The organism is Halobaculum magnesiiphilum (assembly GCF_019823105.1).
Classification (GTDB): Archaea; Halobacteriota; Halobacteria; order Halobacteriales; family Haloferacaceae; genus Halobaculum; species Halobaculum magnesiiphilum.
On the sequence record NZ_CP081959.1, the window covers coordinates 242,156 to 262,477 of the forward strand.

General features: G+C 57.4%; 19 protein-coding genes. 5 read left to right on the top strand and 14 right to left on the bottom strand.

Annotation, left to right across the window (positions count from 1 at the left end; genetic code table 11):
* The first annotated feature begins 9 nt into the window (after positions 1–9).
* Positions 10–918, top strand: coding sequence for a cation diffusion facilitator family transporter (locus K6T50_RS16450; RefSeq protein ID WP_137685078.1), 909 nt, complete (start codon positions 10–12; stop codon positions 916–918).
* Positions 919–1,230: 312 nt separating this feature from the next.
* Here K6T50_RS16450 and K6T50_RS16455 read toward each other — a convergent pair whose 3' ends face one another.
* Entirely contained in the window at positions 1,231–1,632 is a 402-nt protein-coding gene (locus K6T50_RS16455) for a CopG family ribbon-helix-helix protein (RefSeq protein ID WP_137685077.1), read from the bottom strand.
* 101 nt (positions 1,633–1,733) lie between these two features.
* Here K6T50_RS16455 and K6T50_RS16460 point away from each other — a divergent pair, with 101 nt between their 5' ends.
* Positions 1,734–2,525: a HoxN/HupN/NixA family nickel/cobalt transporter gene (locus tag K6T50_RS16460; RefSeq protein WP_137685076.1), complete on the top strand. Its 792-nt coding sequence runs from the start codon at positions 1,734–1,736 to the stop codon at positions 2,523–2,525.
* 82 nt (positions 2,526–2,607) lie between these two features.
* On the opposite strand, the gene K6T50_RS16465 is transcribed toward K6T50_RS16460, so the two are convergent.
* The 5 genes from K6T50_RS16465 to K6T50_RS16485 all read right to left on the bottom strand — a co-directional run bounded on the left by K6T50_RS16465 (position 2,608) and on the right by K6T50_RS16485 (position 8,714).
* On the bottom strand, positions 2,608–4,932 hold the full coding sequence (locus K6T50_RS16465) for a heavy metal translocating P-type ATPase (protein WP_222609014.1): 2,325 nt from the start codon (positions 4,930–4,932) through the stop codon (positions 2,608–2,610).
* Between the two features lie 146 nt (positions 4,933–5,078).
* Positions 5,079–5,276, bottom strand: coding sequence for a heavy-metal-associated domain-containing protein (locus K6T50_RS16470; protein WP_222609015.1), 198 nt, complete (start codon positions 5,274–5,276; stop codon positions 5,079–5,081).
* Between the two features lie 862 nt (positions 5,277–6,138).
* Entirely contained in the window at positions 6,139–6,750 is a 612-nt protein-coding gene (gene sod, locus K6T50_RS16475) for a superoxide dismutase (protein ID WP_222609016.1), read from the bottom strand.
* A 65-nt stretch (positions 6,751–6,815) separates the two neighbouring features.
* Positions 6,816–7,043, bottom strand: a complete 228-nt coding sequence (locus tag K6T50_RS16480) for a hypothetical protein (RefSeq protein ID WP_222609017.1) — start codon at positions 7,041–7,043, stop codon at positions 6,816–6,818.
* 207 nt (positions 7,044–7,250) lie between these two features.
* Positions 7,251–8,714 (bottom strand): HPP family protein, encoded by a 1,464-nt coding sequence (locus K6T50_RS16485; protein WP_222609018.1) that lies wholly within the window; start codon positions 8,712–8,714, stop codon positions 7,251–7,253.
* Between the two features lie 113 nt (positions 8,715–8,827).
* On the opposite strand from K6T50_RS16485, the gene K6T50_RS16490 reads away from it, so the two are divergent.
* The gene (locus K6T50_RS16490) at positions 8,828–11,308 is read left to right on the top strand and encodes an amino acid permease (protein WP_225935439.1); all 2,481 of its coding nucleotides are present in this window, start codon (positions 8,828–8,830) and stop codon (positions 11,306–11,308) included.
* Here the strand turns inward: K6T50_RS16490 and K6T50_RS16495 are convergent.
* Entirely contained in the window at positions 11,305–11,661 is a 357-nt protein-coding gene (locus tag K6T50_RS16495) for a hypothetical protein (protein ID WP_222609019.1), read from the bottom strand. The two genes, K6T50_RS16490 and K6T50_RS16495, sit on opposite strands and share 4 nt — an antisense overlap.
* Before the next feature lie 1,014 nt (positions 11,662–12,675).
* On the opposite strand from K6T50_RS16495, the gene K6T50_RS16500 reads away from it, so the two are divergent.
* Entirely contained in the window at positions 12,676–12,981 is a 306-nt protein-coding gene (locus K6T50_RS16500) for a helix-turn-helix transcriptional regulator (RefSeq protein WP_222609020.1), read from the top strand.
* A 62-nt stretch (positions 12,982–13,043) separates the two neighbouring features.
* On the opposite strand, the gene K6T50_RS16505 is transcribed toward K6T50_RS16500, so the two are convergent.
* From K6T50_RS16505 to K6T50_RS16525, 5 genes are all read right to left on the bottom strand, one after another.
* The gene (locus K6T50_RS16505; protein ID WP_222609021.1) at positions 13,044–13,940 is read right to left on the bottom strand and encodes a DUF106 domain-containing protein; all 897 of its coding nucleotides are present in this window, start codon (positions 13,938–13,940) and stop codon (positions 13,044–13,046) included.
* 87 nt (positions 13,941–14,027) lie between these two features.
* Positions 14,028–14,246, bottom strand: coding sequence for a hypothetical protein (locus K6T50_RS16510; RefSeq protein WP_222609022.1), 219 nt, complete (start codon positions 14,244–14,246; stop codon positions 14,028–14,030).
* A 75-nt stretch (positions 14,247–14,321) separates the two neighbouring features.
* Positions 14,322–16,109, bottom strand: coding sequence for an archaea-specific SMC-related protein (locus K6T50_RS16515; RefSeq protein ID WP_222609023.1), 1,788 nt, complete (start codon positions 16,107–16,109; stop codon positions 14,322–14,324).
* Between the two features lie 2 nt (positions 16,110–16,111).
* A complete protein-coding gene (gene rdfA / locus K6T50_RS16520) occupies positions 16,112–16,861 on the bottom strand; it encodes a rod-determining factor RdfA (RefSeq protein ID WP_222609024.1) in 750 nt (249 codons plus the stop codon).
* A gap of 135 nt (positions 16,862–16,996) precedes the next feature.
* A complete protein-coding gene (locus tag K6T50_RS16525; RefSeq protein WP_222609025.1) occupies positions 16,997–17,545 on the bottom strand; it encodes a COX15/CtaA family protein in 549 nt (182 codons plus the stop codon).
* 411 nt (positions 17,546–17,956) lie between these two features.
* On the opposite strand from K6T50_RS16525, the gene K6T50_RS16530 reads away from it, so the two are divergent.
* Positions 17,957–18,280: a hypothetical protein gene (locus K6T50_RS16530; protein ID WP_222609026.1), complete on the top strand. Its 324-nt coding sequence runs from the start codon at positions 17,957–17,959 to the stop codon at positions 18,278–18,280.
* On the opposite strand, the gene K6T50_RS16535 is transcribed toward K6T50_RS16530, so the two are convergent.
* Together K6T50_RS16535 and K6T50_RS16540 are read right to left on the bottom strand one after the other, a co-directional pair.
* Positions 18,281–19,498, bottom strand: coding sequence for an inorganic phosphate transporter (locus tag K6T50_RS16535; protein ID WP_222609027.1), 1,218 nt, complete (start codon positions 19,496–19,498; stop codon positions 18,281–18,283).
* A 237-nt stretch (positions 19,499–19,735) separates the two neighbouring features.
* A complete protein-coding gene (locus tag K6T50_RS16540) occupies positions 19,736–20,269 on the bottom strand; it encodes a plastocyanin/azurin family copper-binding protein (RefSeq protein WP_222609028.1) in 534 nt (177 codons plus the stop codon).
* Between the last annotated feature and the right edge of the window lie 53 nt (positions 20,270–20,322).

Consider the following 20,322-nt stretch of genomic DNA (forward strand, 5'->3'; position numbering starts at 1 on the left):
CGCTATATTATGGCGGATTCACGTGTAGCCTTTCTCAAAGTCTCTTGGGCAAATGTTCTGTTAAATGCTCTCAAAATTGGTGTCGAGGGGGCACTCGGGATCCTCACAGGAAGTCTCGCCCTTACTGCCGACGCAGCGCACTCCGTTGCAGACCTCCTTGCAAGCGGTGTCGTCTTGATCTGGGGCCAGTCCGTCTATGAGGATGCAGACCAGTCACACCCCCACGGACACAACCGATTCGAACCCCTCTCCGCGCTCTTCGTCGGTGGCATGCTCGTTCTCCTCGGACTCAAACTGCTGTACGATGCGGGTCACTCAATTCTAACTGGAGTGACCGCTGAGTACAGTATTTGGCTTATTATCGGGCTCCTGTTTGCACTCGGTGATATGTACGTCTGTTACTGGTATACCCAATACAAGAATCAGGAACTCCAGCTCCCGAGCCTCCGCGCGCTTGCTGCGGACAGTCTTAACGATCTCTATACGACTGGTGCGGCTCTGGTGGGTGTCCTCGGTATGGCAGTTGGTTACCCAGTTTTTGACCCGATTGCAGGCGGCATCGTGAGTCTACTCGTTATCCACCAAGGCGTAGATATCTCGCGAGAGAATATTCAGTATCTCGCCGATAGCGCTCCTCCGGAATCAGAACAGGAAGAGATCAAGGAGCGCATCCGGGAACACTCTGCTGTTCATGGTATTCACGATTTTGTCGCGTACTACTCTGGGCACATGATCGAAGTCGAGTTTCACGCCGAAGTCGATCAAGAACTATCGGTGGTCGAAGCACATGACGTTGAATCAGAACTCCGCCGGCGCGTCCGTGAAATCGAGCCAGTCGCTGATGTCCACGTCCACCTGGATCCGGCAGGGCTCGGAGAGTGGAAAGACGCTGATGAATCAACCACCTCTCCCGCATGAACAACCCTCGATACGGCAAACTGCAGGCTCTCTCCCTGAACTAAAACACATAACCCGGTCCCCGATCCAGTAGAGTCTCCATCGCGCCGAATCTCTGTAGCGCCGGTGATGCATCGCCTCGTGTGTCATACGCATCTATTGACTCTCCGTCTCCTCATCACCAAGGACGAGATAGACATCCCGATATCCCATACAGCAGAAGACAACATTGTCTCCACCTTACGCGGTCGTCGGAGACAGTCCATCGCAACGTGCGCATATGAGAGACACGTATCGATAGGAGTGCTGATTGGAGCAGACGACTCAGTCGCTCTATTCCGTGGAGAGTTCCGGTTGGAGGAACATGACGTTCACGCGGCCGACGGCATCGAAATCACGGAGTCGGTACACCAACTCCCGGATTCGAGCTGCGGATCCCTGACAGAAAACCGTCTCGAGACACCACTCCCCGTGGTGCATGTGTTGTGTGGTGCCGATGACATCCTCGAATTCGTGCTGGACGGTATGGAGTTCGCCGATGACGAGTGTGTGCTCATAATCGAACGCCAGCGCCGCGACGGCAGGACCTTCTAACCCTTCGAGCTCTGTGTGGCGCTCGATGTATTCGTGAATCGCCTCGCGGACGGCACGGGAGCGTGATTCCAATCCTTCGTCTTGCCACGTCGTATCGAACGATTCGAGAACCTCTTGCGGAATGTTCAAACTCGTTCTCATATCTAAGCCATAGACGGCGCTCCTCAAGAGTGTCATTATTACGAACTCCCGAATCGGGTCATAACAACCGGTATAAGCGATCTCATTCTGCTATCGAGTAGATGGCAAACGGAATTCTCGGACTCGCACTCGGGGCAAGTGCTCTCGGTCTCACTCACGGGCTCGCCCCGGGCCACGGATGGGCGATTGCAGCGAGTTACGCGCTCGACAAACAGAACAAATGGTTCTACGGCGCCGCATCGAGCCTCATTCTCGGGATCGGACATCTCATCAGTAGTATCGCGATGGTAGTCGTGTACTTCTGGGCGCTCTCGTACTTCGACCTCACCCAGATCAGCTGGATGAACTACGTCGCTGGAGCGTTACTCATTGCCCTCGGGATCTGGCAATACTTCAATGGACATGATCACACCGCGCCGGATGACGATGACGACCACGGTGACCATCACGAGCACGACGGCCACGATCAAGATCACGCCCACCACAGTCACGATCATTCCCACAGCACCGACGATAATCAGGGGTGGATCGCTCGAGTTCGGCGGGCCGTCCCGTTTGCCGGCCAGTCCGACCATTCACACTCTCACGATCACCTCGACGAGACGCCAGATCGCGGGCTCTACGGCATGGCAGCCCTCGCGTTCGCCCTCGGATTCACCCACAACGAGGAGTTCGATATTATTGCGATCTGCACCGGCTCGACCTATTGCCTCGAACTGATGCTCATCTACTCGCTGGCCGTCATTACGTCACTCGTCGGTGTGACGCTGGTACTCGTGGCTGGCTACCAGCGTTACGAGGATCGGCTTGAAGACTACGCCGAGTACCTGCCAGCATTCACGGCGACGATCCTCATCGTGATGGGTACGGGATTCATTTTGGGTATCTTCTAAGTCGTAAAAACGGCCTCCTAGTGCCAGAAATAATTATCTATCCGAAAGATTTAGCCTTACGTGAATGACGAGAAAGCACTTCTCAGTCAGCAGATTGAGCGTCAGTAGGTGGAGTCGCACTTGGGAGCTCGGGGAGGGATAGGTCGACGCGCCGGAGCAACTGCGCATTAATCGCGACGATCACCGTACTCAGCGACATCAGAAGCGCACCGACAGCGGGAGACAACAGAATCCCGATCGGTGCCAACACGCCTGCTGCAAGCGGAATCGCGAACACGTTGTACCCCGCCGCCCAGACGATGTTCTCTTGCATCTTCCGGTAGCTCGCCTTACTGAGTTTCACGAGCCGAACGACGTCCATCGGGTTGTTCTGGACGAGGATGACGTCCGCCGACTGGACCGCAACGTCGGTGCCACTCCCGATGGCGATGCCGACGTCGGCCCGTGTCAGCGCCGGCGCGTCGTTCACACCGTCGCCGACCATCCCCACGAGCTTCCCCTGGTCCTGGAGTTCCTGGACTTTCTTGTCCTTGTCTTCGGGGAGTACCTCCGCGAACACCGTGTCGATGCCTAGTTCGTCGGCGACAGCGTTGGCGACGTCCTGGGAATCGCCAGTTAGCATCGCAACCTCGATGCCCAGATCGTGGAGGGCGTCAACGACGCGGAAACTCTCCTCACGGATCACGTCGGCCATCGCAACCGCGGCGATCAACTCTCCGTCACGAACGAGATACACCACCGTCTGGGCGTTCTGGCCGGCCTCGTCCGCGAAGTGCTGGAGATGGTCGGGGATCTCGCTATCGAGTTGGGTCAACAGGTTTGGCCCGCCGACGTACACTTCGTTTCCACCATCGGACTCGTCCGACGAGCCTCCGGCGAAGCCGGAGACGTCGACGGTCGCGCGAACCCCTCGGCCTTTGATCGCCTCGAAATTGGTCGCGTCGGGAATAGATAGATCACGTTCGTCAGCTGCCTCACGAATGGCTCGCGCGATCATGTGTTCGGAGTCACTCTCGACGGCCGCCGCCAGCGCGAGCACGTCGTCCTCGTCGACGCCGTCGACGGTCGCCATATCCACGACGCCGTGTTCGCCCTCGGTGAGCGTCCCCGTCTTGTCGAAGATGATAGCGTCCAGATTCCGTGCGTCCTCCATCGCGATCCGGTCGCGAACGAGCATCCCGTTCCGAGCGGCGAGCGACGTGTTGATCGCGACGACCAGGGGGATTGCGAGCCCGAGGGCGTGCGGACAGGCGATGACGAGTACCGTCACGACGCGCTCGATGACCGTCGCGTCGAACGAGACCGTGAGTGTCCACGCAATCGCCGTCACGACTGCCGCCCCGAGCGCGACGTAGAACAGCCAGCCGGCCGCGCGGTCGGCCAGCACCTGGGTCTTCGACTTGCTTTGCTGGGCTTCCTCGACGAGCCGCATGATGCCCGCCAGCGTCGTCTCCTCGCCCGTCGCACCGACGTGGACACGGAGACTGCCGTCGCCGTTGATGGTGCCGCCGATGACCTCGTCGCCGGGCTCCTTCGAAACCGGTTTCGATTCACCCGTGATCATCGACTCGTTGACGTCCGAATCGCCATCCTCGATGACGCCATCCGCCGGGATGCTCGCGCCCGGCCGGACGAGTACGAGGTCGCCCTCGGAGAGTTCACTGACGGGGACCTCCTCGGTCTCTCTATCATCAGTGATTCGCTCTGCGGTGTCGGGCATCAGCTTCGCCAGTTCGTCGAGCGCGCTGGAGGCCCGGCGCACCGACCGCATCTCGATCCAGTGCCCCAGCAGCATGATGTCGATCAGCGTGACGAGCTCCCAGAAGAACACCGACTGCGTCGGGAATACCACGCTCGCGAGACTGTAGACGAACGCGACCGAGATGGCCATCGAGATCAGCGTCATCATCCCCGGCGACCGGTCTTTCAGTTCCGGGACCGCCATCTGGAGGAACGGTACCCCACCATACGCGAAGACGATGACCGCGAAGACGGGGTTGATCCATTCGCTCCCCGGGAATGCCGGGACGGAGAATCCGAGCCACTCCTGCAACATTTCGCTGTACAGGAGGACGGGAATCGACAGGAGCATCGAGACGAAGAAACGCCGCCGGAACATCTGCTCGTGGCCTTCGTGCATCCCGCCATGACCCTCGCCGTGTCCCTGGTGGGAACCGTGGCCGTGCCCTTCGCCCCCGTGTCCGGCGTGCTCGTGCTGCCCGTGGGACGCCGTCACACTCGCCGCGGCAGGGTGAGCCTCGTCCTCCAGTAGCTCCTGTTCTACCCGTTGCTCGTCCGACTCGGCGATCGCTTCATCGTGGTCGCCGTGTTCGTGCTGGTGACTGATGGTGTCTTGCTGGTCCTCTCCTCCCGGGGAACTCTCAGCTGACTCTTTGTGGTCGTCCATAGATCATATGCTCTTTAGAGGTGGATCCGCCGGCTTCCTGAATCTTCGGCCCTGTGACCGTACAGTAGGACCAGCTCGGGCAAGCTTCAAAGACAGCGGTTGGCCGTTGTCTCGAAGCGGCCCGTGCTATCCGCAGATAGCTAGGCTCAGGCGTGAGCTGTGTACCCTGCGTCTTCGACGGCCTCCACGAGGGCAGTGACCTCTACCTCACCCTCGACGCTCGCCTGTTCGCTCTTCCTATCGACGGGCACGTCAGTCACGCCGGAGACATCTTGGAGTACCTCTTCAACCGTCTGCTCACATTGTTCACACGACATTCCTTCCACGGTAATGATCGTCGACATACAGGGGTACATACGGCCCCCTCTCTTTAGCAGTCTTACCCCTCGATCATGCTGGTATCCCATAGGGAAAACTTCGGGTTCAAAATTTCATCCCATACATAACGAAATATTCCTCCGGTTTTCTAGCTGTCGCCATCGGCATCCGACGCAATTTAGCCATTCTATTAAATTTGGAAACAATATTTATTTTTGATAGTTGATTACAAATGTCCTTCCAGACATCAGCCATCGGTGGATGATGAAGGAGTCTGCAGTCCACCAATGGCCAATCCAACTCACGTTGCGGTTTATGAGGCAGTGGTGTATTTTGTGATGAGTGGTAATAACTATGTATTTCCAATATCGGGCAGAATACCAGCTTAAGCCCCCCATTTTGTTGGACAGTTGTTCATTTTTTTACACTCCATCAAAAAGATCTCGTCGACATCGGATCGGGGTTGTAGGTGGGCTGGCATCAGTTGGGAATCCTATGGCACCTCGTTATGTATTTAAATTTGGATATCGTCAAAAATATACTATATTAGTAGAATAATAGACGACAAATTGCCACCGGCACTTAGAACTAAGCACGACTGAAAACAGATTACAAGTATTCGTTTTCGCCTGGAATTAGCTAATTCATTTCTGTGGCATGTGACGCCGACCACAGTTCGAACAGCGATAGACGAACCGCCAGCCCCCGCCGATAGTAAACCGTCTCTTGTAGGCGTCGATCGCCCCACATTCAGGACAGATCTGCGGCAGATCGTTAGGTTCACTCATCGTACTATCTACCAAGCGAGAGTATAATAGATCGTCTGACAGGGGAGTACTATTCCACATCGGCTAACCGGACCGAAGAGTGGCTGCTAAGCGCGCTGTGCTACTCGAAGTGGTCGACTGATTTCTGGTACTGCTCGGCGGCGTGATTCCAATCGACAACCTCAAAGAAGGCGTCGATGAACGAGCCGCGGTCCGGGCCGTAGTCATAGTAGTAGGAGTGCTCCCAGACGTCCAGCGCGAGGACGGGGTGGGCACCCCAGAGCGCGCCCTGGTCGTGCTTGTCGACGACGAGGTTGCGGAGCTGCTTCGCGACAGGGTCGTAGACGAGCAGCGCCCAGCCCCCGGCAGCACTCGCGGCAGCCTCGAACTCGCCTTTCCAGCCCTCGTAGGAACCGAAATCCTCCTCGATGCGCCCGCGGAGTTCACCGGAGGGCTCGCCGCCGCCGTCCGGCGACATGTTCTCCCAGAACAGCGTGTGCAGGTAGTGGCCACAGCCGTTGTGGGTGACGCTACGCATCGCACCGCCAGAGGAGCCGAAGTCGCCGCTCTCGCGGTTCTCGGCAAGCGTCTCCTCGGCGCTTTCGAGGCCGTTCACGTACCCCTGGTGGTGGGTGTCGTGGTGCCACGTCAGCACTTGCTCGGAGATATGCGGCTCGAGCGCGTCGTAATCGTACGGGAGTGGCGGCAGTTCGGGGGTGGAATACTCGGACATTGCAACTCGAATATGCTACGCCGCCCGTATAATGGTTTGCTGACCCGTGTGTTGTTCAAGATTTGTCACTGCTGGGGGTTGATTCCCTGTTCAGCTAACATCACGCGTCGCCGCCGAAGAAATTCATAACTCATGAACGTTGTAAAAGCACTCAACATCGCCAGCACGATGTAGAGGGTGATGAGGAGAACGCGGGCATGAGTGACGACTGTGGCCCAGGCGGCATCAAACGTGAGAACGACGGTTAATCCACTTCCAAGGGCAACAATGAGCTTCGCCGTGCGTTGAGTCATAATCGGTCTCTTACAGTAGGGGCACCACTCCGTATCAGCTGAAATCTGTGTTCCGCAGTGGGCGCAGGCACGTTCCCCACGGCCGTCCGAGTCAGGGGACATGACGCTGTTACAAATTCATGGCGCAAACTGCCTAACTCTTTCTACAGTACACGGTTTGTCCCCCCATCTGGTGGTACAGCTGGTTCTTGACCCCTTTGAACCAGTTCAACCTCGATGTACAATCGCCAGGTCACAGTCAACCGCCTGTATCCGTTCGAACGTCGGTGTAGAAACGAACCGTGAGACAGCACCACGATCAGTACTCGCCCCGATAACGGTTAGATCGTAGAGAGACGCATTTCGTTGGAGAAATTCTTCGATTGAACTAGTTGCAATACGCGTCTCGATGGGATCTGGGAACGACTCAATTAGATTCTCCAGTGTTATCTCAGCCATCCTTCGGTCACGTTGCCGTGACACACAGGTACACGCACTTATCCTTCCGTCGGTGGGGACGACCCGGTGGGCGAAATCCAGCATCGCATTGGCGAGTTCGCCCGAGGCACGGACCATCACCATGATGCGCTCCCATTCTGTGCGCCCGTTCGACGACCGGAAAACGACAGCATCTGTGGTGCCGTTCAAAATCGTTCGTACGAATGGGCTAGGTTCCCCCTCCTCGATTTCGTATGGACTGACGATCAGATCACAGTTCTCGGCGTCTGCTGTCGCGAGAACTGTCTCTCCGGCAGACCCATCCTCGACGGCGACAACGAACTCGCAGGGCACGTCGACGACGGAAGTGATTCGGTCTTGAAGTTGCTCAAGGTCGTGGAGTTGCTCTTCGGTGAGGCGCTCTTCAGCTACCTCAGTGACTGGTTCTGATGACTCTTCGCGGTCTTCGGAGATTACCTCTCTATCAGCATCTTCGATTGCTGCTGCCGTTTCCTCGATTGTCTCCGAACTTACCGTTTTCATGAGGACGACTTTTCCGGCGTCGTGAGCAGATGCTAGGCGTGCAGCGAACAACACGACTGACTCAGCGGCATCACCGCGAACAGGGACGAGAATCTGATCGTCATTCTGGGTAGATCGAAACAGGTAGCGCGCTCGTTCGCGATAGAAATTGCGTCGCCAGACCAGAAATACGCCGGCGACAAGTAAACTCGACACCGCGATTCCGACCACGTAGGTCACCTGTTCGGCACCGGTGAGGAGCACGAGAAGGGCTGTCGAGAATGCCGTTGGTTCTTCCAGTGACAGGCCCCACGTCATGATCCCAGTGAGAAAGATCCCGAGCACGGCTGCACCAGCCTGAACCTGGAACTGTTCTGGCGTAGCTGGATACCAGAATCGTGCACTCACCTCGAGTGCAATCCACCCACAGACTGCCCCGGCGGTCATCCCGCCGACGAACTTGCGGGACGTGGAGTAGCGGCCCTCGGGATCGGCAAATAAGGTGTACGTTCCCGAGGCAAGCGGCGGGTACACTAGAAAAGAGACGACGGGCGAGACGTTCGAGAGCCACGTCACGACGCCAATGAGAAGTGGAACGATGACCAGTGCCGAGAGGTGAAGAAGATTTTCCGTATCTTCGAGCCATCGACGGAGGTCCCTCACTTCCCGGCGCTCGATTCGACGGATACGACGTCGAACCGAATGATACCGATAGCGTATCGAATCCAGCATACCTGATTGTACCTGCGGGGGATAATTTGTGTGTCGCCTTCGTATCGACGTGAGGAAGGGAATCCAGCGATGGAACGAAACATTAGTCAGTCTGGTTCGAGAATCCCCACGAGATGACTGACGTTAGCGACGTATCGGAGACAGCCGACTCGACGGAATCGGGCGGCGATGTCGAGACGGAACTGTCCCGAGATATGAGCCTATTCGATATCACGTTCATCGGTGTGGGGGCAATGATCGGCGCTGGTGTCTTCGCACTAACTGGGTTTGCGGCCGGCCTTGCCGGTCCCGCTCTGACGCTAGCGTTCTTCCTGAATGGTTTCGTCGCGCTGTTCACAGCTGTTTCGTATGCAGAACTCGGTGCTGCCTTCCCCGAAGCCGGCGGGGGATACTTGTGGGTGAAGGAAGCGCTCGTCGATCCAAACGGATTCTATGCGGGCTGGATGAGCTGGTTTGCCCATGCTGTCGCCTGCTCACTCTACGCCGTCACGTTCGGCGTTTTTCTTACTGAATTCATCGTCTACTCCGGACTCCTCACCGAGGGATTCGCGTTGTTCGGCGTCATCGACCGGTTCTTGCTCGATAAAGTGCTCGCGGTGCTGATGGTGAGCCTGTTCGCCTACATCAACTACCGGGGCGCCGAAGAGACAGGTAAGGCGGGCGTGATTGTGACCGGCATCAAGGTGGTGATTCTCGGTATTTTCGTCGTGTTCGGTATCCTGGCGACAGTCAACACGCCGAACTGGCCGGCCAAGTTTATGAGCCATCCTAGCTTCGCGCCGAATGGAATTATCGGGATCATCGGGGCGATGGGGTTCACCTACATCGCCTTCGAGGGGTACGAAATCATCGTTCAGTCCGGTGAGGAAGTCGTTGACCCGGGCGAAAATATCCCCAAGGCCGTTTTCTACTCGCTACTCATCGTCGTCCCCATCTACATTCTCGTCGCGTTCGCCGCGATCGGTGGCATCAGTGTTGTACCGGAGCTCGCCGAACAGGCCGGCCTGGGTGCGGATGCCCCGACTTGGCAGCTCTTGGGGAATCTCGGAGAACTTGGGATAATCGAGGCCGCGGGCCAGTTCGTTCCCTACGGGGTTCCACTGTTGCTGGTTGCTGGTCTCACAGCGACGATGAGCGCCCTGAACGCAACCGTGTACTCTTCATCGCGAGTCTCGTTCGCGATGGGGCGTGATCGAGCACTGCCAGGGATTTTCGAACGCATTCATCCCGAGAAACGTACTCCCCACTGGGCGATTCTGCTGTCGGCAATCCTCATCATTGCGATGGCTGTCACTCTCCCTATCGAATCGGTGGCAGCCTCAGCAGACATTATGTTCATTCTGCTGTTCGTGCAGGTCAACTGGACGGTCATCAAGATGCGCAAGACCCACCCGGACCTCCCGCGCACCTTCGAGGTTCCGTATATGCCATGGCCGCCACTCATCGGCATCGTCCTCCAGATTCTACTCACACCGTTCCTGCTGTCGGCACTGGGGCTCGAAATCGGCTTGGGTGCGGACTCGCACGGCTTCATCGCGCTCATTACTACTGTGGTGTGGATGGGGATCGGGATCGCCGTCTACTACGGGTACTCCAACCGGAAGGAAGAGGAGAAACTCGAAGAAGAAGCACCGACGGTCGCGTCAGAGAAAGCACCCGCGACCGAGCGTGCTGACAGAGACCAGCGGATTCTCGTTCCGATTGCTAATCCCGAGAGCGTCGAGCAATTGATGCGCACGGCGTTTGACCTCGCCGAGGAACGCAATGCGGATATCGAAGTAGTGAGCGTTACGACTGTTCCCCCGCAAACACCACTCTCGGAGGGACGACAGTTCGTCTCCGGAGAACGAGAAGTGATCAATACAGCCCTGGACTTCGCAAACGAGGAGCGACCCGAAATACCGGTAAGTGCGAAGATTCGGATCGGACACGACGTCGCGACGGCGATCCTGAACACGATCAAGCAGGACGACGTCGATCTCGTGTTACTCGGATGGCGTGGACGGACGCATCGACAGGACATCGTGCTCGGAAGTAATATCGATCGAGTGGTGACTCAGGCTCGGTGTGACGTTCTCGTCGAGCGTATTGGACCGGCCAAGGATGTGGATTCGATTTTGGTTCCGACGGCTGGTGGACCCCATGCCGAATTCGCGGCGGAGATCGCCCACGCGATTGCTGTGCCGAACGAGGCACACGTCGAGGTTCTCTACGTAACGGATGGGGATGACATCGACGATGAGAACGGAGAACAGATCCTGAACAAGACGACAGCCGTCCTCGAAGGCGTCGAGACGGAGAGGACACTCGTAAGCGGGGATATCGTCGACGAAATCGTAGAGCGCTCTATCGAACACGACGTGACGATAATCGGGGCATCCCGCGAGAGTCTTCTTCAGCAACTTGTGTTTGGAGCAATTCCTGAAGAGGTCGGACGACGAGCGAAGCATACGGTCATCATGGCCAAACGAGACCTCGGGATCACGTCGCGGATAACCCGCTGGTTCAGCGGCTATCGTCGACGGAGAAATGCATCTCAAGATTCAGATGACTCACTCCCCGACCAACCATCCGATGGTCAATCGAACACCTAAGGCGTTTCCGAGACCTGCTGCCCGATGAACACCCAATGGAATCTCTCTGTTCCATCGGGATGACGCTCTCTGGTGACGTGGTACACGTAGGGACCGTGAGGGCAATCTGGACAGTCCTGTCCGCAGGGTTGACGCTTCACGACCTCAGTATAGCCGGGGTGCTCAGTCATCTCGACGATCTCTTCCCCAGGAGCTGGCTCGATCTGCTCCGTCGGTACGTTGTTGGCCTGAAGCAGTTCCTGGGCATAAATGATTGTTTCTCGAAGGTCGTGTTCACTAAGCTGTTGCAACAATGCCGCGAGGTCGTCCGGAAAGTCAGCTGGTGGAGTTGGCACATCAGCTGGATTCGTCATACTCGTTCTTCGTGGGCGTGTACAATATATTCTCGCTTCCGTGGCCGACTCAGGTTCACGTGATTCGAGAGAGGGCCCCTACCGAACCAGAGAAGAGTAGGGGTCTTTCCGAGGGTCTCGGAGCCCCGGGATGCTTCGCTGGTAGATTACATCCAGATCGAGAACGCATTCTGCCGCATATGAGGTGGCCAAAACAGGGACCTAGGCGTTGTTACGAGTCCCGGTTGACCGAGGCTCCGAGCACGGCCCACGAACGGTCAATTTTCTGGGTACATATCGCCGCCGAGACCGAACCGATGGTCTCAAGCTGTAACAGAAGGCCTATGTCGTCGCTTCTGGACCTCACCGCTATGGGAAGACTGCGTTCACTCTACCGGTTGGTACTGGGAAAGCAAGAGTACGAATGCCCCGAATGTGGAGAAAAAGCTGATTCGCGACTCGAAGAATGCGAGAACTGTGGTTGGCAACTGCTGTGATAGATATCCTCGCTCGATCGAGTTTCTGGCACCGTCGGTGATTCGTGCTGTGTGCGATCCCCGAGAATTGCTCCAGTCGTAGGAATAATCTCCGCGAATTCGAGATCCAGATCGATCTACATCCCCAAGCCAGACACGGGACTCCTTGGCACGGCGTCGAGAAATATTCCAATAGTCCCGGTAACAAGCAATCCACCACCGATGCGAAATACCGTTGCTGCGAAAGGCAAACCGAAGCGACCGCTGACACAGCGCATATCGGATCCGACCGAACGAGCTGAGGTAGACGTTCCTGTTCACGGTAACCCTCGACACCGAAGCTCGCGAAGGCTTAAAAAAGACCGGAAGTAGAAGGCCCGATGACAGTCGGAAGTGAGTAATGGGCCGATTTCGGGGGGGGGGATCGGGAGCAGGTGCCTCTGCCTGTCATCGGGACGGCACGCTGACTTCGCACGTGCCGATTGGGCGTTGTCCGTCCCTGGTGATACCGATTTCGATGTCACAACGATTTCGTCCCTGCAGGTTTCATTGGGGGTCGATGAACGGATTGACTGCCTTCCAGCGTGACATCCTGTACGTGATCACCGGTATCGAGGAACCATACGGCCTGGCAATCAAGGACGAACTGGACGGGTACTACGAAACAGAAATCAATCACGGGCGGTTGTACCCAAATCTCGATGCGCTCGTCGAACAAGGATTGGTCGAGAAGGGCAAACTCGACGACCGAACGAACCGCTATACGTTGACATCACAGGCACGGCGACTTTTTGGGGAACGTCGCGACTGGGAGAACGAACGTATCTCCGGCGGGACGAATGGTCTGAACGTGCTCATTGAATGAGGACTCCAGCACAGCCGGAGAGCACAAATCAGTCCGATCCAATAACAACCACTTAGAGGTTGTCACGAAGACGTCGATGGTGACGTCTGAATATTGAGCGTCTTTTGAATGATCTGCCGTGACGCCATCGAACAGAGGAAATACCAGACTATCCACGTCCGCATCGGTCCAAGCAACGGCTCTTGCCAGGAGACGGCGCCCGCAAGCGGCACAATCAATCCAGTCTCGCCGACACCGAGGTGACCACCACGAACCTTCCAGCGGAGCCAGAGGAACACGGGGATCGTCAACAGCATAATCCAGACCATCGGGCGGAATTGTAGTTTAAACATACCCAGCTGGTCGCCGGCGGCCTCCATCTGTTCCTCCTGGATCTGTTCGAGCGCCTCGTCGTCTCCGCGGTCTTTGGCTGCCTCTTTCCGCTCATTCAGGTCCTTCATCCGCTCCTGATACGCCTGCATCTTCTCGTGGTCCATCAGCCGAGCCTGCAGAACGGTTGAATACAGCCCGGTAACGATCGCGAGGACGATGATGACCGCGTAGAACGGGAGCAGCTCGGTGATCGGCGCGAGAAGAATGTTGTCGAACGACGCGATGATGTCGCGGATACCAGTGTTCCAGTACCCCGCAAAGAGGACGAGTGCTGCCACCCCAGCTGCTTTGTCGTACCAGGCCCACGACCCAGACTCGATTTCCTCTACTCCTGCTCCGGATGAACGATGACCGTGCTCCTCAAGTGTCTGGCGGACACGCTCGGGATTCGCCAGAGTGAATCCCGTTCCACCACTAACTAACACGCCTGTTTCGATCAAGCGGCCCCATTGACCGCTCGACAGCGCATCGCTGACGTCGGCCCATTGCACTTCTTCGTTTCCCTCCTCGCTGCGCTCGAACACGGTCGACAGGGCCTCACGCATCGCTGAATTCTCGAGGAGCGCCTCTAACTGCTCTCCTGGCATTCCGATGTCCGAGAGTTGGACTAGATAGTTATCAACTCTTCTCTTCGACGGTCTACCGACGACCGCAACCTGCTCGGACCCACATCATCAAATATCGATTTCGACGACCTCCGTCGATTGACAGTCAGGACACGTGAGTTCGTATTTGATATGGCCTGATTTTGCCGTCGTCTCGACGTGGGTGTCCCACTCACTGTGAAGGACGCTATCCTCGAAGCCACAGTTGCTACACACCGTTTGCTTGTGCTCCAGGCTTTCGGTAAATGCACGGATGCCCTCCTCGTGCGCCTCCGTAAACTCGCTCATCTCAGTGGCAATAGAGGAATTGGGTACTTATGTCTGGTGAGCGAGCAACCTCAAGAAGTCACGAGTGAGGGTGTACTACGATGCTGCCCCGACATCCGAGGCGTTCGACACGACTTGCCAGTCGGATGGGGACAGTTCGTTTCCGTCGAATCCCTCATACTCGGGATACGCTGTAAGGACGAGGTATTCAGTCCGATTCGAGAGGTATTCGACGAGTATCTGGAGGTTCTCACTAGCGAGTCCTCCAAGCCCGTCGAGCAGCATCACCGGCACGCGATCGCCGACCTCGAACGCCTCGTGGCCAGCGACCGCAGCCACGATACCAAGAAGTTCCCGCTCACCCTCACTCAACGCGTCTAACTGAGCTTCCCGTCCCTCGCGTGCGACGACGAGATCGAACGTGCTCGTGAGGCGAGCCGTTTCGAAGCCCGTGTCGAACTGTTCGAGCAGATCAGCGAGTGCCGACGAAAATGCGTCGCGCGTTCGCCGCTTGATTTCCTCTTTCCGATTCCGAAGGTCGGTGATTTCGTCTGTCAACGAGTCGTACTCCGCTTCGAGCATCTCTCGCTGGTCCGCGTGAGTCTCCGTTTCCTCCAGATCTTCCCGAGCATCGGAAAGCTCCGCCTCGGTATACTTGATCTCGCTCTCGAGGTCTGTAATGCGGTCTTCGGTCGAATCGACTTCCTCCGCGAGTTCCTCGATTCGTGTGTCGAGCTCCTCTCGGCGCTCCCGAGCCGTTTCGAGACCCTCTTCAGTCTCTGCGAGGCGGGATTCCAATTCACCGATACGATCGGTCAGGTCAGTCTCACGACGTCGTGCTTCCTGAATCTCGTCGCGTTTCGCTTCCAAGTCCTCCACACGGTCTCGAATCTCGATGGCCTGCGAGCGGAGTTCCGAAATGCGATCGTCCACCGCCGACAGGCGTACCTCAATGCCGTCGCGTGTGGCGTCGTTCCCGCAGAGCCAACACGTCACCGAATCCGCGAGCATATCGTGCGAGACGTCGGTCAGTAATTCGACACGCCCCTCGTCAAGTACGCGTTTGTTAGCTTCGTAGACCGACTGCAACAGCTCCGTATCCCGCTCGATGTCACGAAGATCGGCGTGAAGATTTTCGAGTTCGTCCTCGACGTCAGCATCTGATGGGACGGTGAGCGACTCGAGTTCGGCCCGTTTTTCTGACAGCGTCTCGCGAACGCGCTCGGCGGTCGTTTCGAGACGGTCGATTTTTGAGGTTAACTGATCGCGTTCCGCGCGGAGGTCACTCAGCTGGTCGCGAGCATCGCTTTCGCTAGCAGGCGTTTCATCGATTTCTTCTCGTTCGGCCTGCAACTCCTCGAGTTCCTCTTCGAGTCCGGTGACGCGCTGCTGAAGCTGTGGAAGACGGTCCGCTGCCTGTTCCGCCCGTTCGAGTTCCCGTTCGACCTGTTCGCGTTCGGATCGCAGGTCCGCGATCTGTTCGTCGATGTTCTCGAAGTCTAGGGGCCGGGTGAGCAACGACTCCAGGTTCTCGCCAGTTCGCACAGCCTGTCGGATAGCGTTCTCTTCATCAAGGAACGCGAACAGCTCCGCACAGACGCGATCATATTCGTCCGTCAGATAGGGCTGGCCGGACCGTGAAACGGAACCGTTGGTCCGTTCTAACTCGACGGTGATCTCGTCATCGTCCGTTTGCAAGACGACCCGACCGGACGACTGACCCTCGGTCAATGGCGTCGCGGTTCCGAACGCCGTCTTGATACCCGCAATGAAACTCGACTTCCCCTGCCAATTGCTCGCCCGAACTGCATTGATGCCCGGCTCGACATAGGCCTCACCCTGCCGAATACCGGCGATATTCCCGATTGAAAGGTGCCACGTCATAATTAGAGAGCAACAACCGCTGCTTCTATGAGGGACAGTTCTCCGAAGAGAGTAGTCTCCAGCGCCTCAACAGCCATAGATGGAAGTGTAACCGCCAACGACTGGTTCCGAATACGTTCCGTCACCGGGTCATCGGACTCCGGCTCGGCGTGTGTCTCGCAGACGTAGCCGCGTTCGACGGCGTCTTCGAACGGCACCCGGACCGAACAATCCGGGCAGCTCAGTTTGACCTGGACGTCTACCTGTGCCCGATCGGCATCACGGAGTCGGCTCTTGGACGTGAGAGACGACAGAACCGATCGCGCTTTGTCTGCGGCTCGTTCTCGAGCCATCTGGACGGTGTTCGCTTCCCAATCGGTTTCCGCTGGTGCCGTCTCCTTCTCGGCGTCGAGGCATCCCTTGAGGTGATGGCGCATCGTACTCCAAGAGACCATCTCGTCAGTGATCTCGTCGATATCGAGTCCGTTCGTCGCGAGGTCGGCAGCGAGTTCGTCACGCTGGATGTCTTCGTCGCCGTTAATAACCTCGTATTCCCGTTCGAGATGCACACTCACCGTGTCTCGACCGTGTTCGTCGTACATTCGTTTCAGGAGTCGCTTGTTGAACCACTCGGTGAGTGCCTTGTAGCCGTCTGCAGAGCGACCGTCAGAACCGGTCCATCGCGCCACGAGATACTCATCGACCGACTCGTACCCCGGGTCGGGCACGGTCAGCCCGTGGCGTTCGATGAGGGAATCGACCTTGCATCCCATTGTTTTGTTCTACCGGAAGGGTGGGTCTGCCCGGTAATAAACGTGATTACCGGCAGGCACACCGACGGCACGAGGATTCTAATTGCCGCCTCAGTACCCAATAGATGATGATCGTACTCGCGAAACGGGTCGCGCTTATTGAGGGGGGCTTTGGTGTTCTCGAGCGTCGTACCACGCTGCCAGCGTGGTTGTCTGGAGACTCAGCAGGATCAAGATTGCGACACCGAGGTGGCTCGTGACGATGGCCGGTCGCAACGACTGCGTCACCGTGAGGCCGCCGAGGACAACTTGTACCGGAAGGAAACCCAGCGCCAGTGTCGCCGACCAGACGACGAGGCGATGCTCACGGTGGGACCGCCATGCGGCGAGGGTGGTACCGAGAATCAACAAGCCAGTCACCATCGCTAGCCCCCGATGGGCCCACTCGGCAAAGATCTGTACCGCTGTGTAGGGCGCACTCGCGACAATTTCCGGGTGGAGAAAGGGCACCACCGTCCCGTAGCACGTCGGCCAGTCCGGACAGGATAATCCAGCGCCGATCGCACTCGTGTAGGCACCGAGCAACATCAGTATATACGTACAGACGAGGGTGAACCCTGCGAGATGCCGATACCTGAAGGGAATCCGCCGGCGACGTTGTTCAATCTGTTCAACGAGCGTGTCCGTTGGTGAATGCTCTGTCATATGTCGTTTGTAGTGTGAAATTTGTAGGCGTAGTCGGTGGGCTCGCAGGTCTCGGTTAACCTCGATGGATACCGAACATACAGACGTTCGTCTTCGGGGAGGTCTCCGCTGCCATAAGAGGTCGCGCGATCATCAGTGCCACTGGACGTGCCAAAACAGCCTGCACAGCCCGCCCCTACACGTCGGATGTGCGCGAGGATATCACGACGAATCATTCTCTCCGAGCACGCCCATTGATGAAGGCGATCTAATCGACGGGTTAGCAGAGTGCCTTCAAACGAATTATGGTTCGCCTCTCGAAGGAGCAGAGAAATCGACCTGGTAGAGCTCCTAGCCCATCATTCTCATCGCGTGACAGGGTTTCGCTCATAGCGTCGTGGCTTTTACCCGCGTTGAGAAGCGACACCCTTTATGGACCTTCAGGTTGCTGGTCTGGAGGATCTCGAAAAGAGAGTCGGGAACGCACTCGATCGAATCGGTGAACTGCAGGCGGGCACCCGAGTCCAGTCGGATGCGTTCTTCTCGCAGGCGTTTATGGACGACCACACTGATTTCGACTCGTTCGCTGCGTTTTGTAATCAGAGTCCGTGGCCGCTCGACGATGTTAGCGACGTACAAGACGTCTCTCGTGAACCGCTTAATGAGTATATCGCCGCCACAACCGATTTCGAGACGTGGGAGGGGATGAAAACGCAAGCTGCGGAGGAAGAAATCATCGACCAGATCGTCTCCTGACTATCCGACGCCGGGCACCGTGTTCAAGAGGTGATACAGTCCATAGCTGACGAGGCCCGCTCCTACCATCGAGCCAACCCACGATCCGATCGTAATGCCGACTTTGCGGGGTGAGACGCCACTTGTCCCCGAAGAACTGGCAGCGAGGCCGCTCCCCACGATACTCGCGATCATCACCTTGTTGAATGAGATAGGAATTCCCAGCACAATCGCGAGTTGCGCGATCAGAAACGCGGGAATCAGGGCTGCAATCGATCGTCGCGGTCCAAGTGATGCATATTCGTTTGAGACGGCCTGGACGAGTCGTGGCCCCCGTATCCAGGCACCGAGGAGTATTCCGCCTCCGCCGAGTGCCAGCAAGTAGATCGAGGGCAGCTGGAGGTCCGTCTCGAAGATCGTCTCCAGGGGGCCGGTCGCCAGCCCGACTTGCGTGCCACCACTCGTGAACACGACGACGAGTCCCAGCACAACGAGGAACTGATTGATGCCGGCCGTCTCGTCGCGCTGCAACAGTAGACGTGTCCCGGCGAGCCCGAGCAGGCCAAACGCAACACTCACGGCGACCATCCCGAACGTGTAGGATCCGCCGACGCTTGTCGGGAGGAACTGGTACGTGGTCGCGAGGTAGCGGGCTACCGATCCCTGTGTGCCGCTCGCGGTCGGGATGATTGTCAGCTGGATATTCGCCAACGCATATCCGACTGCACCACCGAGAAGCGGGATTCCCACAGTTTCGGGGACAGCGTCACTTCGAAGGCCACGCGCGAGCCCATATGCGAGAACTCCCTCAACGACGGGTATCGCGAACCAGAACCCGAGGATGACGACGTATTCGTGGATAGCGAATCCTCCGCCAAGAGCAATACCGGCCCCGATCATGGCCCCGGTGACGGTGAACGCGGACGGAATGGGATAGCCGTAGGAGTTTCCGATCGTGATGAGCGTCGCCGCCGTCAGAAGCGCTGCCGCCGCCGCGAGCGGTGTAATCGTTACCCCGGTGACGAGATCTTTGCCGATTGTCTCGGAGATACTGCCTCCCTGAAGTATTGCACCCAGTCCGGCCACGATCCCGACGATCAGGGCCGCTCGGAGAACTCCGAGTGCGTTCGCCCCGACGGCGGGCGCAACGGGGGCTGAGTTACTATTCGCTCCGACGGTGAACGACATAAACAACGCTGCTATCAGCGCGATACTCAACACGAGAATGACAGATGCCATCGAATTATCCTACCTCACATTAGCGATGTCGTGGTCACTTGACCTCCGGCCCACAGTACCGCAATTTTCCTGTCTCTGAGTCAGATTCGACACGGTTTGAAAGCACCGATGTGAAGTGTATCAGCTCGTCTTATTCCGATAGTCGCGATAACTAATGTTGATATTCTATCGAGTTGTCCCCACAGGCAGAGGAGGTCAAGAGGATAGGAGTTCGACTGGAAGGCGTTGGACAATATTTCAGTTGCTGAATTCGTCGTACATCACTGCTCCTTGGTCGACGATGGTCTGGCTGTCCGGAACCTCACCGTCCGGTGGCGTACTGCCCGCCGCTGGGCCACCAGGTTCGCCGACGACGACACGGCCGACCATCCCGAGACTCTTGTGTGGGATGCAGAAATAGTCGTAGGTCCCCGGTACCTCAAAGGTATGTTCGAAGGTGGCACCGCCTTCCGACAATGTCTCACTATCCCACCCTTCGGCGCCGTCCGGGATCCGCGTCTCGGCCGCCGGTCCTGTGCCCTCCTCGTACGCCGTCGACGAGTGGGTACCACTCTCGATCTCCCAGGTGACCGTTTCGCCCGTCTCGACGAACAGCCCGATGGGGTCGAAATAGTACTCGCTACCATCGGTTATCATGGCGATTGTGTTCGTCTCCGAAGGGTTGGAGGTTGGCGTCGAGCCGCCACCATCTCCACCTGTGCACCCAGCGAATGTCGCGAGGCTCCCAGTCGCTATTGCACCGGTCGCTCTGAGGAATGAACGTCGGTCCATATCTCGGGTATAACAGTCTGCGCCGAAAGGGGATTCTGGTATAGACATCGAAT

Bases quoted from the DNA above. Each gene is read 5' to 3' on its own strand.
- K6T50_RS16510 (WP_222609022.1), bottom strand. From the start codon at position 14,246: ATGAGCGAGTTTACGGAGGCGCACGAGGAGGGCATCCGTGCATTTACC.
- K6T50_RS16460 (WP_137685076.1), top strand. From the start codon at position 1,734: ATGGCAAACGGAATTCTCGGACTCGCACTCGGGGCAAGTGCTCTCGGT.
- rdfA (WP_222609024.1), bottom strand. From the start codon at position 16,861: ATGGGATGCAAGGTCGATTCCCTCATCGAACGCCACGGGCTGACCGTG.
- K6T50_RS16540 (WP_222609028.1), bottom strand. From the start codon at position 20,269: ATGGACCGACGTTCATTCCTCAGAGCGACCGGTGCAATAGCGACTGGG.
- K6T50_RS16450 (WP_137685078.1), top strand. From the start codon at position 10: ATGGCGGATTCACGTGTAGCCTTTCTCAAAGTCTCTTGGGCAAATGTT.
- K6T50_RS16515 (WP_222609023.1), bottom strand. From the start codon at position 16,109: ATGACGTGGCACCTTTCAATCGGGAATATCGCCGGTATTCGGCAGGGT.
- K6T50_RS16480 (WP_222609017.1), bottom strand. From the start codon at position 7,043: ATGACTCAACGCACGGCGAAGCTCATTGTTGCCCTTGGAAGTGGATTA.
- K6T50_RS16485 (WP_222609018.1), bottom strand. From the start codon at position 8,714: ATGCTGGATTCGATACGCTATCGGTATCATTCGGTTCGACGTCGTATC.
- K6T50_RS16465 (WP_222609014.1), bottom strand. From the start codon at position 4,932: ATGGACGACCACAAAGAGTCAGCTGAGAGTTCCCCGGGAGGAGAGGAC.
- K6T50_RS16530 (WP_222609026.1), top strand. From the start codon at position 17,957: ATGGACCTTCAGGTTGCTGGTCTGGAGGATCTCGAAAAGAGAGTCGGG.
- K6T50_RS16525 (WP_222609025.1), bottom strand. From the start codon at position 17,545: ATGACAGAGCATTCACCAACGGACACGCTCGTTGAACAGATTGAACAA.
- K6T50_RS16495 (WP_222609019.1), bottom strand. From the start codon at position 11,661: ATGACGAATCCAGCTGATGTGCCAACTCCACCAGCTGACTTTCCGGAC.
- K6T50_RS16535 (WP_222609027.1), bottom strand. From the start codon at position 19,498: ATGGCATCTGTCATTCTCGTGTTGAGTATCGCGCTGATAGCAGCGTTG.
- K6T50_RS16470 (WP_222609015.1), bottom strand. From the start codon at position 5,276: ATGTCGACGATCATTACCGTGGAAGGAATGTCGTGTGAACAATGTGAG.
- K6T50_RS16455 (WP_137685077.1), bottom strand. From the start codon at position 1,632: ATGAGAACGAGTTTGAACATTCCGCAAGAGGTTCTCGAATCGTTCGAT.
- K6T50_RS16490 (WP_225935439.1), top strand. From the start codon at position 8,828: ATGACTGACGTTAGCGACGTATCGGAGACAGCCGACTCGACGGAATCG.
- K6T50_RS16505 (WP_222609021.1), bottom strand. From the start codon at position 13,940: ATGCCAGGAGAGCAGTTAGAGGCGCTCCTCGAGAATTCAGCGATGCGT.
- sod (WP_222609016.1), bottom strand. From the start codon at position 6,750: ATGTCCGAGTATTCCACCCCCGAACTGCCGCCACTCCCGTACGATTAC.
- K6T50_RS16500 (WP_222609020.1), top strand. From the start codon at position 12,676: ATGAACGGATTGACTGCCTTCCAGCGTGACATCCTGTACGTGATCACC.